At 72.0% G+C, this 14,910-nt stretch carries 14 protein-coding genes; 7 read left to right on the top strand and 7 right to left on the bottom strand.

The annotated features are described in order from the left end of the window. The first annotated feature begins 158 nt into the window (after positions 1-158). Positions 159-1,409, top strand: coding sequence for a glycoside hydrolase family 10 protein (locus GA0115234_RS13315; protein WP_093541176.1), 1,251 nt, complete (start codon positions 159-161; stop codon positions 1,407-1,409). A 131-nt stretch (positions 1,410-1,540) separates the two neighbouring features. Here the strand turns inward: GA0115234_RS13315 and GA0115234_RS13310 are convergent, their stop codons facing one another. Further along, a complete protein-coding gene (locus GA0115234_RS13310) occupies positions 1,541-1,750 on the bottom strand; it encodes a DUF1918 domain-containing protein (protein ID WP_093541175.1) in 210 nt (69 codons plus the stop codon). 86 nt (positions 1,751-1,836) lie between these two features. Next, positions 1,837-2,826 (bottom strand): DMT family transporter, encoded by a 990-nt coding sequence (locus GA0115234_RS13305; RefSeq protein ID WP_093541173.1) that lies wholly within the window; start codon positions 2,824-2,826, stop codon positions 1,837-1,839. On the opposite strand from GA0115234_RS13305, the gene GA0115234_RS13300 reads away from it, so the two are divergent. Continuing rightward, positions 2,825-4,294 carry an aminotransferase-like domain-containing protein gene (locus tag GA0115234_RS13300; protein ID WP_093541171.1) on the top strand — a complete coding sequence of 490 codons (1,470 nt, stop codon included), beginning with the start codon at positions 2,825-2,827 and terminating at the stop codon, positions 4,292-4,294. The genes GA0115234_RS13305 and GA0115234_RS13300 overlap by 2 nt on opposite strands. Positions 4,295-4,441: 147 nt before the next feature. Continuing rightward, positions 4,442-5,017 carry a histidine phosphatase family protein gene (locus GA0115234_RS13295; RefSeq protein ID WP_093541612.1) on the top strand — a complete coding sequence of 192 codons (576 nt, stop codon included), beginning with the start codon at positions 4,442-4,444 and terminating at the stop codon, positions 5,015-5,017. Between the two features lie 243 nt (positions 5,018-5,260). On the opposite strand, the gene GA0115234_RS13290 is transcribed toward GA0115234_RS13295, so the two are convergent. The 3 genes from GA0115234_RS13290 to GA0115234_RS13280 all read right to left on the bottom strand — a co-directional run bounded on the left by GA0115234_RS13290 (position 5,261) and on the right by GA0115234_RS13280 (position 7,224). Further along, a complete protein-coding gene (locus GA0115234_RS13290; RefSeq protein WP_093541169.1) occupies positions 5,261-6,004 on the bottom strand; it encodes a Clp protease N-terminal domain-containing protein in 744 nt (247 codons plus the stop codon). A gap of 108 nt (positions 6,005-6,112) precedes the next feature. Beyond that, the gene (locus tag GA0115234_RS13285; RefSeq protein ID WP_093541167.1) at positions 6,113-6,616 is read right to left on the bottom strand and encodes a hypothetical protein; all 504 of its coding nucleotides are present in this window, start codon (positions 6,614-6,616) and stop codon (positions 6,113-6,115) included. Between the two features lie 110 nt (positions 6,617-6,726). Next, positions 6,727-7,224: a peptidylprolyl isomerase gene (locus GA0115234_RS13280; protein ID WP_093541165.1), complete on the bottom strand. Its 498-nt coding sequence runs from the start codon at positions 7,222-7,224 to the stop codon at positions 6,727-6,729. A gap of 271 nt (positions 7,225-7,495) precedes the next feature. On the opposite strand from GA0115234_RS13280, the gene GA0115234_RS13275 reads away from it, so the two are divergent. After that, positions 7,496-8,278 carry a DUF6796 family protein gene (locus GA0115234_RS13275; protein WP_141718425.1) on the top strand — a complete coding sequence of 261 codons (783 nt, stop codon included), beginning with the start codon at positions 7,496-7,498 and terminating at the stop codon, positions 8,276-8,278. Between the two features lie 72 nt (positions 8,279-8,350). On the opposite strand, the gene GA0115234_RS13270 is transcribed toward GA0115234_RS13275, so the two are convergent. Continuing rightward, positions 8,351-9,535 (bottom strand): serine hydrolase domain-containing protein, encoded by a 1,185-nt coding sequence (locus tag GA0115234_RS13270; RefSeq protein WP_093541161.1) that lies wholly within the window; start codon positions 9,533-9,535, stop codon positions 8,351-8,353. 343 nt (positions 9,536-9,878) lie between these two features. On the opposite strand from GA0115234_RS13270, the gene GA0115234_RS13265 reads away from it, so the two are divergent. Further along, on the top strand, positions 9,879-11,321 hold the full coding sequence (locus GA0115234_RS13265; RefSeq protein WP_093541159.1) for an MFS transporter: 1,443 nt from the start codon (positions 9,879-9,881) through the stop codon (positions 11,319-11,321). Here GA0115234_RS13265 and GA0115234_RS13260 read toward each other — a convergent pair. Continuing rightward, entirely contained in the window at positions 11,299-11,901 is a 603-nt protein-coding gene (locus tag GA0115234_RS13260) for a TetR/AcrR family transcriptional regulator (protein ID WP_093541157.1), read from the bottom strand. The two genes, GA0115234_RS13265 and GA0115234_RS13260, sit on opposite strands and share 23 nt — an antisense overlap. Before the next feature lie 139 nt (positions 11,902-12,040). On the opposite strand from GA0115234_RS13260, the gene GA0115234_RS13255 reads away from it, so the two are divergent. Continuing rightward, positions 12,041-13,633, top strand: coding sequence for a class I adenylate-forming enzyme family protein (locus tag GA0115234_RS13255; RefSeq protein ID WP_093541155.1), 1,593 nt, complete (start codon positions 12,041-12,043; stop codon positions 13,631-13,633). A gap of 61 nt (positions 13,634-13,694) precedes the next feature. After that, the gene (locus tag GA0115234_RS13250) at positions 13,695-14,891 is read left to right on the top strand and encodes an acyl-CoA dehydrogenase family protein (protein WP_093541153.1); all 1,197 of its coding nucleotides are present in this window, start codon (positions 13,695-13,697) and stop codon (positions 14,889-14,891) included. Positions 14,892-14,910 lie beyond the last annotated feature (19 nt).

Genomic DNA, 14,910 nt, shown 5'->3' with positions numbered 1-14,910 from the left:
CCGGTGCCCGCCCCGACCCCCCGACGTTACCCGCGACCTACGGGTCATCGTGGGCCGGGGCGGGCATGCTCTGCGTTATGCCCGGATACCAGGGTGACGGACGCGGACAGAGAGACGGCAGGTGCAGCGAAATGCGGCAATTGGCCCGAAGAAGCTTTGTGGCGGGTGCGGCCGGGGTGGTCGCGGGGGTGGTGACCACCGTCACCGCGGCCGGTGAGGCGGCCGCGGTGACGCCCCGCCGGACCGGCGTACCGGCGCGCCCGGGTGGTCATCACGTCGAGCGGCGCGAGCTGCGCGGCATGTGGGTCGCCACGGTCGGCAATCTCGACTGGCCCTCGGCTCCCGGCCTGTCGCCGGCCGTGCAGCGGGCCGAGCTGATCGCGTACCTCGACGAGGCCGTGGCCCGGCGGCTGAACACCGTCGTCCTCCAGGTCCGGCCGACCGCCGACGCGTTCTGGCCCTCGCCCTACGAGCCGTGGTCCCAGTACCTCACCGGCGTCCAGGGCAAGGACCCCGGCTGGGATCCGCTGGGCACCGCGGTCGGCGAGGCGCACCGCCGCGGCCTGGAGCTGCACGCCTGGTTCAATCCGTACCGGGTCGCCAACCACACCGACCCGTCCCGGCTGGCCGCCACCCACCCGGCCCGGCTGCACCCCGACTGGGTCCTGCCGTACGGCGGGAAGCTCTACTACAACCCCGGGATTCCCGAGGTCCGCCGCTTCGTCCAGGACGCGATGCTCGACGCGGTCCGCCGCTACGACATCGACGCCGTGCACTGGGACGACTACTTCTACCCCTACCCGGTGGCCGGGCAGGTCTTCGACGACGACGCCACGTACGCCAAGTACGGCGCGGGTTTCCCGGACAAGGCCGCCTGGCGGCGCGACAACACCGACAAGCTGGTGCGCGAGACCGCCGAGCGCATCAAGAAGATCAAGAAGAACGTCCAGTTCGGGATCAGCCCGTTCGGGGTGTGGCGCAACGCCGCGACCGACCCGCTCGGCTCCGAGACCAAGGCGGGGGTGCAGACCTACGACGATCTGTACGCCGACACCCGCGGCTGGATCAGGAAGGGCTGGATCGACTACATCTGCCCGCAGATCTACTGGAACATCGGCTTCGCCGCCGCCGACTACGCCAAGCTGGTGCCCTGGTGGAGCGAGGTCGTGCGCGGCACGGGCGTCGACCTGTTCGTGGGGGAGGCGCTCTACAAGGCCGGTGACCCCGCCCAGCCCGCCGCCTGGCAGGACCCGGCCGAACTCTCCCGCCACATCGACTTCGCCGCCGCGTACGACCAGGTGCGCGGGCACGTGTACTTCGCCGGGCGGGACGTGGTCACGGACCGGGTCGGGGCCATGGACCGGGTGGTGCGCGACCACTACCGCAGCCGGGTCCGCCCGCCCCGCTGACAGGACGGCGCGCCCGCTCCGCCGACGCGAGAGGCGGAGTGGGCGCGGATGGGTGTCGGGGGCGGGCTGCCGGGAACCGGGCGGCCCGCCCGCGGCCCGGGGCGAAGGACGCTGCCGTCCGCCGGAGGCCGCTACGGAGTCGGGGTCTGCTTCCGGATGCCGGTGTGCTGTACGACGCTGTCGGGACCGGGCGCAATCAGGTGTTCGTGTCCGTCGTCGGAGCGGACGCGGTACGGGGGAGCGCCCCCGTCACCGAGCACTTCGACGATCTCTGCGACCTTGTCGTGCCGGCCCACGGTCCTGCCGTGTGTCACCAGCCGGTCGCCCGTGTGTGCCTCCATCGGGACTGACCTCCTCACGGGTGGCGGTCCATGTCGACAAGTCTATGACCGAACGGCGACTTCGCCCGGTGGAGCGGGCCGGGGCCTCACCGCGCGCGTCCCGTCCGCTGGGTGGCCGCGATGCAGACGAGCACCGCGAGGGCCGCCATCGGCGCCGCCGCCGGGACCTCCTCGCCGATCAGGAGGAACGACCACACCAGGGTCAGCAGCGGCTGCCCGAGCTGGAGCTGACTGGCCCGCGGCACCCCGATCTCCGCCATCCCGCGGTACCAGACGTACAGCCCGAGGAAGGTCGAAACGGTCGCCACCCAGACCAGGCCGATCACCCCGTGCGCGGTCAGCCGCACAGGCTCGGCCGGCAACGCGACCGCCGCACCCACCACCGCCAGGGGCAGACAGAGTACGAGGGCCCAGCCGACCACCTGCCAGCCCGGCATGACGCGGGCCAGCCTGCCCCCCTCCGTGTACCCCGCCGCACACACCAGCAGCGCACCGAACAGATACGCATCGCCGCCGGACAGCTCGCCCCCGCTCTGCTGCACGGTGAACGCGATCACCACGGCCGCGCCGGCCAGCGCCGCGACCCAGAAGGCGCGGGGCGGGCGCGCTCCCGTCCGCAACGAGGAGAACACCGCGGTGGTCAGCGGCAGCAGCCCCACGACCACGGCCGCGTGCGAGGTTGTCGAGGTCCGCAGCGCCAGCGTGGTCAGCAGCGGGAAGCCGATCACCACACCCGCGGCGACGACGACGAGCCCGGCCCGGTGCCGACGTTCCGGCAGCGCGACGCGTCCCAGTAGCAGCGCACCGCCCGCGATCAGGGCGGCGAGCAGGGTGCGCAGCGCCACCAGCGACCAGGGGCCGAAGCTCTCCAGCCCCCAGGCCGTGGAGGGAAAGGTCAGCGAGAAGGCGAGGACGCCGAACCCGGCGAGCGCGAGGCCGCCGCGGTTCGCGCCGGGGCCGGTGGCGGGGGCTGTCCCGTCGGTGACCGCCGTGTCGGTGCCGCTACCGGTCCCGGCGTCGGCCGATGAATCAACCGCTATCGTGCTGTTGGTAGTAGCGCTATTCTTGGCTCTCATGCATGAGCGTAGCAGCGTTGCCGACCTCGCAGGATCTCTCCGGAGCGAGCTGAACCGCTACTCACCCGGTGGAAAGCTGCCGTCCAGTCGGGCGCTCGTGGAGCGCTTCCGGGTCAGCCCCGTGACCGTCTCCCGGGCCATCGCCCAGCTCGTCGCCGAGGGCCTCGTGGTCACCAGGCCCGGCTCCGGTGCCTTCCGGGCGCAGCCCCGCCCCGATGTCCCCCCGTCGGGCGACACCTCCTGGCAGGAGGTCTCCCTCAGCGGCGACGGCGGTCCCGAAGTGGTGCCGCGCACCGTCGACGCCTCGGGGGTCCTGGTCACGCTCGCCGCGCCGCCGCCCGGGGTCATCGAGCTGAACGGCGGCTACCTCCACCCCTCCCTCCAGCCGGAGCGGGCGCTCGCCGCCGCCCTCGCACGGGCCGGCCGCCGCCCCGGCGCCTGGGGCCGGCCACCCACCGACGGCCTGACCGAACTGCGGTCCTGGTTCGCCCGCGAGATCGGGCCCGCGCTCACCGCCGCCGATGTCCTGATCACCGCGGGCGGCCAGAGTGCCCTGGCCACGGCGCTGCGCGCGCTCGCCCCGCCCGGCGCCCCGCTGCTGGTCGAGTCGCCGACCTACCCCGGCATGCTGGCGGTCGCCCGTGCCGCCGGACTGCGGCCCGTGCCGGTCCCCGTCGACGCCGACGGCGTACGGCCGGAGCTGCTCGACGCGGCGTTCCGGGCCACCGGCGCCCGCGTCTTCGTCTGCCAGCCGCTCTTCCAGAACCCGACCGGCGCGGTCCTGGCCCCCGGACGGCGTGCCGAGGTGATCCGGATCGCCCGCGCGGCGGGCGCCTTCGTCGTCGAGGACGACTTCGCGTGCCGGCTGGTCCACGACGACGCGGGGCCGCTGCCCGCGGCCCTGGCCGCCGACGACCCGGACGGGGTGGTCGTCCATGTCCGCTCTCTCACCAAGATCGCCTCGCCGAGCCTGCGGGTGGGGGCGCTCGCGGCCCGCGGGCCGGTGCTGGGCCGGCTGCGCGCCATCCAGGTCGTCGACAGCTTCTTCGTCCCGCGGCCGCTCCAGGAGGCCGCGCTCGAACTGGTCGGATCCCCGGCCTGGGGCCACCATCTGCGTTCCGTGGCGACCGCGCTGAAGAACCGCCGCACCGCCATGACGGCGGCCCTGGGCCTGGAGCTGCCCGCCCTCACGCTCCCGCACGTACCCGCCGGTGGCGGCAGTCTCTGGCTGCGCCTGCCCGAGGCGGAGGCCGGTACGGACGAGTCCGCGGTGGTCTCGGCGGCCCTGCGCGCCGGTGTCGCCATCGCACCCGGCCGCCCGTACTTCTGCGCGGAACCCCCGGCCCCGCACATCCGGCTGAGCTACTCCGCGGCCGCCGGGGCGGCCGAGATCGCCGAGGGGATCCGCCGGCTGCGGACCGCCTGCGACGACGTCCTGACCGGTGCCGGGGGCGGCCTCCGGCCCTGACCGGCGATGCCCACGAGGCCCGCGGGAAGGGCTGATTCAGGCCAATCGAGGACGCGCGTCACCGGACACGACCCCGACCGGGCCGGGCCGGAAGGACTCACGACGGCCCCCTTGACCGGCAGAGTGTTCGGATCCACGATCACCGCCATGACTTCTCGCGTCTCGTTGGTCGCCGCGGCACGCAGCTCCGCCCTGCTCGCCGAGCGCTTCGACGACGACCGGCCGCTCGACCACACCGGTCTGTACGAGGTCCGGCTCGCCGCGCCCGCCCTCATGCCGCTGGGCGCGGCCGAGCTGCGCTACTGCTCACCGACCCCGCGCAGCCGCGCGACCGGCGACGTACTCGGCTTCCACCCGCTCGTCCAGCCGGCCCTGCGCGACTGCGACATGGGCCGTTGGCGCGGCTGCACCCTCGCCGACGTCACGGCCTGTGAACCAGCGGCGGTCGACGCCTGGCTCGCGGACCCGCGCGCCGCCCCGCACGGCGGTGAGCCGCTGCTCGCCTTCATCTCGCGGATAGGGGGCTGGCTGGACACCCGCCCCGTGTGCGACGGAGCCATCGTCGCCGTCGCCGAACCGGCGGTCGTCCGGGCCGCGCTCGTCTACGCGCTCAAGGCCCCGCCGTCGACGTACTGGAACGTGGAGGTCGGACCGCTCTCCACGGTCACGCTCACCGGCGCGCCGGGCCGATGGAGCCTCCGGCTCGAAGCGGGGGTCCGCTGACCGTCCGACGTCCCCGGCGGGAGGGCTCCCGGCGGCCGCCCGGGTGCGGGATGCCCTGGTCGGCGGCCTGTCCAGGGCCGGGGGCCGACCGCTCCGCGCGGCCGGGCCCCCGTCGACCGGATCCCGTCCGCCCCGGCGCCGGGGCGGACGCTTCCTGGCCGGAATTGACCACGGCAGGGGCCGACGCCGACGTACGACGACCGGCGTCGGCCCCTGCCGTGCCTCCGGCGGGTGCCGCCCCGCTCAGTCCTTCTCCGGCGGGGCGGTGATCAGGGCGAGGGCTTCGGCGATGCCCGACTCGGCGGTGGCCTTGTCGATGCCGAGACCTGTCAGCACCCCCGCGCCGTCCTCCTGCTCCAGCAGCGCGAGAAGGATGTGCTCGGTCCCGATGTAGTTGTGGCCCATCCGAAGGGCCTCCCGGAACGTCAGTTCAAGCGCCTTGCGGGCCCCGGCGTCGTACGGGACGATCTCCGGAAGCTCGCCGGTCACGGCCGGGGGCAGTGCCTCGGTCGCGGCCCGGCGGACGTCCTCCAGCGTGATGCCCTGGGCCTTGACGAACGCCGCGGCCAGCCCTTCCGGCTCGCTGAGCAGTCCGAGTACCAGGTGTGTGGTGCCCACCTCGTCGTTGTGTGCCGCGCGGGCCTCGTTCTGCGCGGCCATCACGACGTTCCTGGCCCGCGGGGTGAAGCGGCTGAACCCCTGGCTGGGGTCGAGGTCCGACACCTCGCCGGGGTCCTTGGCCACGAACCGCTTCTGGGCTGCCTGCCTGGTCACCCCCATGCTCGTGCCGATCTCGGTCCAGGAGGCGCCCGAGCGCCGGGCCTGGTCCACGAAGTGGCCGATCAGATGGTCGGCGATGTCACCGAGGTGGTCCGCGGCGATCACCGCGTCGGAGAGCTGGTCGAGGGCGTCGGTGTGGACTTTCTTGATGGCCTCGATCAGGTCGTCGAGGCGCACGGGATGGGTTGGGCGTACGGGATTCTCCATGTGTCAACCGTAGGTTGACAGTCCCAGGGTGTCAACCGTTGGTTGACAGTGGGGATGGTGGTGGGGCGATGCGGCGCGGGGGCGAAGGGTGGTGCGTCGCGGAAGGCGTCAGCAGGGCGACGCGTTGCAGAACACGCACGGCTCCCAGTACGCCGGCGCGTACAGCACGCGGTGGCGTACGCACATGGCCATGGCGGCCTCCTCCGGGCCGGGGAAGGGGAGGGTGCCGCTCGTCCGCCCGGCGTCGGCGGGGTCGAACGCCTCGACCATCTCCCGGTACTGCCGCAGATATCCCTCGGCGAAGGGCGGGTCGTAGCCCAGCTCGTCCCACCGGTGCCTGCGCAGGGCCAGATCGAGCACCCGCAGGACGAAGTCCTTCGCCGCCGCCCGTTCGCGCGGGGAGCGGCCCCAGTCGATGTCCTCCAGATCGAATCCGACCACCCCGCGACCCATGACGCTCTGGTCCTGCAGGGTCACCAGGGTGGCGAAGCGGTACTCCCAGACGCTTTCGGCGAGATCGGAGACGGCCAGCATCAGTACATCGACGAAGACGGCCGTGCCCCCGTTGGACATGGACAGATCACGGCCCCCGCCGTGGAAGATGTTCCCCATCCCGGCACGGTACCGAGCGCGGCGGGCGCTGTCCGGCCGCCGGTACGACGGAGCGCGCCGCCCGGCGGGAATGCCGGGCGGCGCGCTCGTTCAGCGGAGGTGTGCGCGGCTCAGACGGTGCCGCTGTCCGCGATGGTGATCTTCGCCTGCGGGCGGCCGCTCTGCGAGCCGAGGGCCTCGATCTTCTTGACCAGCTTCATGCTGTCCTCGTCGTCGACCTCGCCGAAGACCACGTGCTTGCCGTCCAGCCACGACGTCACGATCGTCGTGATGAAGAACTGCGAGCCGTTGGAGTGCGGGCCGCTGTTGGCCATGGACAGCTGGCCCGGCTTGGTGTGCGACAGCTTGAAGTTCTCGTCCGGGAACTTGGCGCCGTAGATGCTCTGGCCGCCGGTGCCGTCGCCCCGGGTGAAGTCGCCGCCCTGGAGCATGAACTCGGGGATGATCCGGTGGAAGGACGACCCCTTGTAGCCGAAGCCCTTCTCGCCGGTCGCCAGCTGGCGGAAGTTCTCCGCGGTCTTGGGAACGACGTCGTCGAACAGCTTGAACGTGATCCGCCCTGCGGGCTCGTCGTTGATGGTGATGTCGAAGTAAACCTTGCTCGTCATGGAACCATCCTGACATCGACTCGTTCGGCGCCGACGGGCGGGCGGGTCGATCCATCCCCTTGGAGGGATCCGGGGCGTCCCGGGGATTCGGGAGGGTCCGGCAGGTCCGGGGCGGCTCGGGGGCGAGTGTCATGTCTCCTTCGATTTCCCCGATGTCGCCGGGAGCCGAGTGCGGTCGCATGCCGTGCGGCGGGAGCGGAGCGCGACCGGCGTGATCTATTTATTAGGTTAGCCTGACCTAAATATGATCACGGTGGGGGAGGCCGGCACAGTGACGGACGACAAGACGGTCGGGCGAGTGGGACTCGCCGGGATCGCGGGGGTTCTGGCGTCGATCGCCTGGCTCGCGGGCGACATCCTGCTGTTGGGCAAGCCGGTGGCGTCGGCCGGCCTGCATCCCGTTCTGGGTGACTACGACGGCATGTCAGGCGTCTCGCTGGCGGCGATGCTCCCGGCGTCCACGGCGCGGCTGGCGTGGGGAGCGCTGCTCGGCGTACTGACCGGCCCGCTCTACCTGCTCGCGTGCTGGCACCTGTACCAAGGGCTCCGGCCGGCGAGGCGCTCGCTCGCCCTGCCGCCGTTCCTGCTGCTGATCTCGGGCTTCGCGATCGCTCCCTTCGTCCACGGTTCGTTCTTCTACTGGGGGCAGGCGGTCAAGGCGATCGACGCCTCGGGGGACCGGTCCGCCGCTCTCGCCGCCCTGCCGCACGACATGGCGAACGTGCTGTTCACCGCCTACGCGGCGCTGATGGTCTGTTGGGTGCTGGGTTCGGTCTGGATGGCCGTGTGCGTGCTCCGGGGCGGTGCGGCCTTCCCGCGGTGGGCATGGTTCGTGAACCCGCTGATCTGCCTTCCGGTGGGTGGCCTCGTCGCGATGCTGGCGCCGGGGACCGCGCTCCAGGGGGCGCAGCTGAGCATCGGCAACCTGCTGCTCTTCACCCTGTCGACCGTCGTGCTGTGGAAGGCCCGTCCGGAGGCCGGGGCGGAGCAGCCGGTACCGGTGGCGGCCTGGGGCGCGGACGGGGCGGTGGGGCGGGAGGCGTCACCTGCGTGAGCGCGGGGGGCGGCACCGCGCCCGGACGGGCCCCGTCCGGGCGCGGTGCCGCCCGGCCCGTGGTGTCCGGGGTCAGACCATGCGCCGGAGATGGGTGCCGATCTGCAGGAACGCCGGGACGAGCGGGGCCATCGGGGCGACCGGGGACATCACCTGGGACCCGTAGTGGACGATGACGGTCTCCAGCCCGGGGGAGACGAAGAGGCGCTGGCCGTGAATGCCGCTGGCCATGAAGGAGCCGTCGGGGTCGTTCAGGATCCACCAGTAGTCGTGGTACGAGAGGGTGGCGGGGGTGCTGGGCGGTGCGGCGGGGAACCGGACGCGCTCGGCGTAGCCCTCCGGGGCGTCGGGGATGGCGGCGGTCACCGCTTCCGGAATGACCTGCCGGTCCGCGACGGCGCCGCCGCAGCGGATCATTTCGCCGAGCCGGGCCACATCGCGGGCGGTGGCGCTGAATCCACCGCAGGCGGCTTCGGTGCCCTCGCCGTCGAGGACGTAGTAGGCGTCCTCGTCGGCGCCGAGGTGGGACCAGACCATGTCGCTCAGCAGGGTCGAGGTGGTGGTGCCGGTGATGCGGCGGAGGATTTCGGCGAGCGTTTCGACATGGCCGTTCTCGTAACGGAACTCGGTCCCCGGCGCGGCTGTCGCGCGGGCGGTGGTGAGGTGCTCGCGGATGCCGGCGGGGCCGCTGTAGCCGTAGGGGCGCAGGGGTGGTGCGACGACCGCGAAGTAGCGCTGGGCCTCGACGGCCTTGTCGAAGGGGCGCCCGGCGTAGGAGACCTGGGTGCCCATGTGCAGCAGGTGGTCGACGGTGCTGTCCCCGAAGGCGGTGCCGGCGAGTTCGGGGAGGTGGGCGGAGGCCGGTGCGGCGCGGTCGAGGATGCCCCGGTGGGCCAGGGTGGCCGCCAGGAGGCCCAGGTACGACTTGGCGGCCGAGGCGTTGAAGTGGGGGTCGTGGGGCCCCAGTCCGTGCGGGTAGTGCTCGTAGACGACGGTGCCGCGGTGCATCACCAGGAAGGCATCGGTCTGGGCGGCCGCGAAGAGGTCCTGGAGGGTGAGGGTGCGGCCGTCCGGCGCGGTGATCGTGAGCCCGTCGATGCCCGCGCTGTCCGTCGGCAGGGCGCGGGCGGGGCCGGGTCCGCGCCACACCCGCCGGCTGGGCAGCAGCTCGCGGCCCGCGGTGGTGTAGCGGCGCACCCATGCCGGGTCGGTGTAGCCGCGGGACCAGTGGAGATCCGCCAGCGGTGCGTCGGTCATGCGCGCTCCTCAACATTGAGTGACGTTCTTGTCGTTACCATACGCAGTGTCTGGTTTTGATGGCGCGGGAGTCAAGAGCCGTCGCCTTCGATGGTCAGCTCCAGCGATCGGGCTGTGATGCGGAGCCTGACTTGTCACTGGAAGCATTGACCAGAAGTGGCCAGCAGGTTACGTTGCCGAATCAATAGCCTGTTAATGGACGTTTAGTTCAATTGATTTTCCGTCGCACCCCGACAGGGCGTGCCCGGACGGGAGTGGCGCCGCCACCCGCGTACGCCTGATGCCGGATCTCCCGTGACGGAGCACTCGCCCCCTGCTTCTTCCGAACCGCAGGAGTCTCCCCATGCCTTCGCAGCCCTCATCGCCGCCGGCTCTCGATGTGCCCGCCGACCTCGCGGCGCCGGTGTTCGACCGGCGCCGCGCCTGGCTCGTCACCGCGTTGATCGTCACGTTCATGATCGTCAATTTCGCGGACAAGTCGGTGCTCGGACTGGCGGCCGACCCGATCATGGACGAGCTGGGCATCAGCCACAGCGCCTACGGCCTGATCTCCAGCTCGTACTCGATCCTGTTCAGCCTCTCCGGGCTGGTCGTCGGCTTCTTCTCCGCACGGGTCTCCAGCCGCGTCCTGCTGTTCGTGATGTGTCTGGTGTGGGGCCTGGCCCAGCTGCCGGTCCTGATCGTGACGGCCGTGCCGGCGCTGGTCGCCGGCCGGGTGCTGCTCGGTGCGGCGGAGGGGCCGGCCACGCCGATGTCGATGCACGCGCTCTACAAGTGGTTCCCGGTGGGCCGCCGCGGTCTGCCCTCCGCCCTCCAGATCAGTGGTGCCGCACTGGGCACCCTGATAGCCGCCCCCGTGGTGACATGGCTGATCACCCAGTCCGGATGGCGTTCGGCCTTCGCCGCGCTGGCCGTGACGAGCCTGGTGTGGAGTGCGGTGTGGTGGTTCGTCGGGCGCGACGGTCCCTACGACCAGCCCGCCGCGCGCGTCCCGGCGAGGGCCGGCGGGCCGGTGCGCATTCCGGCGGGGACCGGCGGGCCCGTACGTGTCCCGGCGGAGCCCGGCGGGCCCGTGCGCGAACCGGCGGAGACCGAGGGGCCCGTACGCGTCCCCTACCGTCGCCTGCTGCTCTCCGGCACGGTGATCGGGAGCGTGACCAGTGCCTTTGGGGCGTCGTGGGCGATGGCGCTCAGCCAGGCGTGGCTGCCGTCGTACCTCAAGAACGAACTCACCATGAGCCCGGGAACGGCGGCGGCGGTGCTCAGTGCCGTGTCCGCCCTCAGTTTCGTACTGCTGCTGGCGCTGTCCCCCGCGGTCGACCGGCTGACCCGGCGGGGTGTGTCACTGCGCCTCTCCGGCGGTGTGCCGCAGGGTCTGGCGGTGGGGTGCGCGGGGGTGGCGATGGCGGTGTTCCCCTTCGTCGGCCCGCTGCCGGTGCGGCTCGCCCTGATCGCGGTCGCCTTCGCGGTGCACTCCATCGCCTTCCCGCTGCACTACATGACGGCCGCGGCGGTCGTGCCCGCCTCGCGGCGCGGCGCGCTCTTCGGGATCGTGGCCGCGACGGGGACCCTGCCGGGGCTGCTCGCCCCGTCCCTGACGGGCCGTCTGCTGGACACGGCGCCCTCGGCGGGCGCGGGCTACGCGCAGTCCTTCGCCCTGGCGGCGGTCGTCATGATCACCTGCGGTGCGGTGGCCGTCTGCTGCATCCGCCCGGCCCGGGACGCCGCGCGACTCGGCACGCTCCGGGGCCGGCCGGAACCGGTCAGTCCTGATCCGGTGCGGTGAAGCCGCTGGCCCAGTACCGGCCGTGCAGGGCCAGGTCCAGGAGCATGCGCACGACCTCTTCGGCCGGCATCGGAGGGGTGTCCTGCTCGGCCCACCAGCGCAGTACGGCGATCTGCTCGCCCACCCAGACGCGGGCCAGGAGGTCGGCGTCGATGCGCGGCTGGACGCTGTTGCGCTCGGCGCGGGCCTTGAACTCCTGCGCCGTCGCGGCGGCGCAGGAGTCCACGAACATCTGCAGGGGCTTGCCGTCCCCCTCGCCGCGCAGCACGACCCGGTAGGTGTCCCGCTCGTCGCTGACGTGCCGCAACATCTCCAGCAGCGGCTTGCCGGTGAACCCGACGGCACTGCCGGAGACCGCCGGCTCCAGGCGCTGCGCGAGCTGCTCCAGCAGGTCGGTGGCCACCCGTGCGAACAGGTCGTCCTTGCCCTTGAAGTGCGCGTAGAACGTGGCGCGCGCGACATCGGCCCGCTCGGTGATGTCCTCGACGGTGAGCGCGCTGAAGCCGCGCTCCAGCACCAGCTCCACCAGTGCGCTGCCCAGTGCCCTGCGGGTGCGCCTGGTGCGCCTGTCCTCGGCCATGCGGCCCCCTTCGCCTTCGATCCGTCGTGGTGCGCGCACAGTCTAGATGGCTCTTGACAGCCCACAAGATACAAAACATTGTGTCTGTAAACGTTCTTGCTGTATTCAATTGGTCGGTCTGCAAGTCTGGAGCTCATCGATGAACCTCGGCACCTACCTCACCCGCAGCGCCCGCTACTGGCCCGCCGCGACCGCTCTGGTCTGCGGCGAGCGGTCCTGGACGTACGCGGAGCTGGACAGCGCGACCAGCCGGCTCGCCGCGGCCCTGATCGCCCGCGGGCTGCGCCCCGGCGACGCGGTCGCCTCCCTGGCCTGGAACCGGGGGGAACTGGTAGAGGTCGAATTCGCCCTCTACAAGGCCGGACTGGTGCGCGCGCCCATCAACGCCCGCCTGGGGCGCGGCGAGATCGGGCACATCCTGGGATACGCGCCGGTGCGCGCCCTGGTGTTCGACGCGGCGCACCGCGACGACGCGCTGGCCGCCATCGAGGCCGCGGGCACCGACTGCCTTCCCGTACTCCTCGAAGACGGGCCGGATCCCACGGCGGGCCCGGCACCGGACGCCACCGCGCTCCTCGGCTACCGGGAGCTGCTCGCCGAGGCGGGAGCCGGCCCCGCCCCCGCCGCCATCGACGTGGAGGAGGACGCCCCCTGCGTACTGAACTTCACCTCCGGGTCCACCGGAGCGCTCAAGGCGGCCGTCCAGACCTTCGGCAACCGCCTCGCCAACATGCGCAAACTGCTGATGAGCGACGAGTCCCGGCCAGGACCGGGCACCCGCTACCTCGCCTGCGGCCCCATCACCCACGCCACCGGCATGACCCTGCTGGCCAATGTGTTCGCCGGGGCGACCACCCATGTGCTGCCGGTCTGGAGCGCCGAGGCGTTCGTCGACACGGTGGAGAGGGAGCGCATCACCACGACCTTCCTCGTCCCCGCCATGGTCAACATGGTGCTGGCCCACCCGGGGGCGACCGGACGGGACCTGTCCAGCCTGACCGGCGTACGCGTGGGAGGCGCGCCCATCTCGCCGCAGCGCCTGCGGGACGCCGTGCGGTTCTTCGGCCCGGTCGTGGCGCAGGGATACGGCCTCGGCGAGACCACCAGCGTGGTGGCGGGACTGAGCAGCCAGGAGATCGCCCGAGCCGTCGCGGACGACCCCGAACTCCTCCAGTCCTGCGGGCGGGCGATGTACGACACCGAGATCCGGATCGTCGACGAGGCCGGCCGGACGCTGCCGCCCCGCGAGGTCGGCGAGCTCATCGTCCGCGGCCCGGACTGCGTACGCGCGTACTGGCAGGAGCCCGAACTCTCCGCGCAGACGTTCCGCGACGGCTGGGTCCACACCGGCGACCTCGCCTGGATGCGCGAGGACGGCTATCTGTTCCTCGTCGACCGCAAGAAGGACATGATCATCTCCGGTGGGTTCAACATCTACTCCACCGAGGTCGAGGCGGCCCTCTACGAACACCCCGGTGTCCAGGAGGTCTGCGTCATCGGCGTGCCCGACGAGACATGGGGCGAGGCGGTCAAGGCCGTCATCGTGCCCCGCCCCGGCCACGAGCCGAGCGCCGAGGAGATCACCGCGTTCTGCGCCGAGCGCCTCGACCGCCTCAAGAAGCCCCGGAGCGTCGACTTCGTCGGCGAACTGCCCCACAACCGCAACGGAAAGCTCGACCGCAAGGCCGTGCGCGAACCGTTCTGGGCCGGCGCCGACCGCCGCGTCAACTGACCCCGCTCTCCGGCCGCCGCGTCAACCGAACCCACCCCCCGACCGCAAGGACCACCACGCCATGACCTTCTCTCTCCGCCCCGACCACGACGACCCCCAGGTCGCCGAGCTCGTCGACCGGCTCCGCACCTACCTCGACGGCGAACTCGCCGACTACGAAAGCGAGCGCGGCATCACCCACGAGAGCCGCCTCGGCCGCGCCGACCTCGAACCCGTCTGGCGGCGCAGCCGTGAACTGGGCTTCTACGGCATCCACCTGCCCGAGCAGTACGGCGGCCGGAACCTCTCCTACACCGCCCTCGCCGCCCTGAAGGAGGAAGTCGGCGCCTGCGGACGCGTCCTGGGACACAGCGTGCTCGGCGACATGGGCGGCCCGCTCCGGGCCGGCGACATCCTCGGCCACGCCACCGCGTACCAACAGGAGACGTACCTGCTGCCCCTGGTACGCGGCGAGCGCGCCTGCTGCTTCTCGCTGACCGAGACCGACGCCGGATCCGACGTCCGGTCCATGCGCACCACCGCCGTCCGCGACGGCGACGGCTACCGCCTGAACGGCCACAAGGTCTTCAGCTCCGCGGGCCCCTTCGCCGACTTCGCCATCGTCGTGGCCAGGATGGCGGGGACCGGCGAACAGGAGGGCGACAAGCCGTCCTTCTCCGCCTTCCTCGTCGACCTCGACAGCCCCGGCTGCCGGGTCGCCGACGGCGCCACGCCCATGTCCGGCGAGCACATCGAGAGCGACATCGTCCTGGACGACTGCCACGTCCCCGCACGCAACCTCCTCGGCGAGGAGGGCAAGGGCCTGCGGATCGCGCTCGGCCGCGTCACCACCAACCGGCTCCTGCACTGCCCCACCGTCATCGGTGCCACCCGCCGCGCCCTCGCTCTCACCCTGGAACGGACCCGCACCCGCAAGGTCGCCGGCGGCCAGCCGCTGCTGACCCTCCAGTCCATCCAGCACAAGGTCGCCGACATGGCCACCGAGCTGTACGCGGCCCGCTCCATGACCTACGCCGCGCTCGCCGCCCTCGACCAGGGCAAGGACGTACGCACCGAGGCGTTCATGAGCAAGCTGTTCGTCGCCGAGTCCGCCTTCCGCATCCTCGACCAGGCCGTCCAGATCCACGGCAAGGAAGGGCTCACCCAGGGCAACGAGATCGAGTTCCTGTTCCGCAAGATCCGTATGTTCCGCATCCTGACCGGCACCTCCGAGATCCAGCGCAACGGCATCGCGCACGGCCTCGCCTTCATGGGCTGACCCCACCTCTCCCACCGCA

It is taken from the genome of Streptomyces sp. DvalAA-43, from assembly GCF_900091725.1.
Taxonomy (GTDB): Bacteria; Actinomycetota; Actinomycetes; order Streptomycetales; family Streptomycetaceae; genus Streptomyces; species Streptomyces pulveraceus.
The sequence above is the reverse complement of the archived record's forward strand: the minus strand, read 5'-3'. Positions and strand labels throughout refer to the sequence as shown.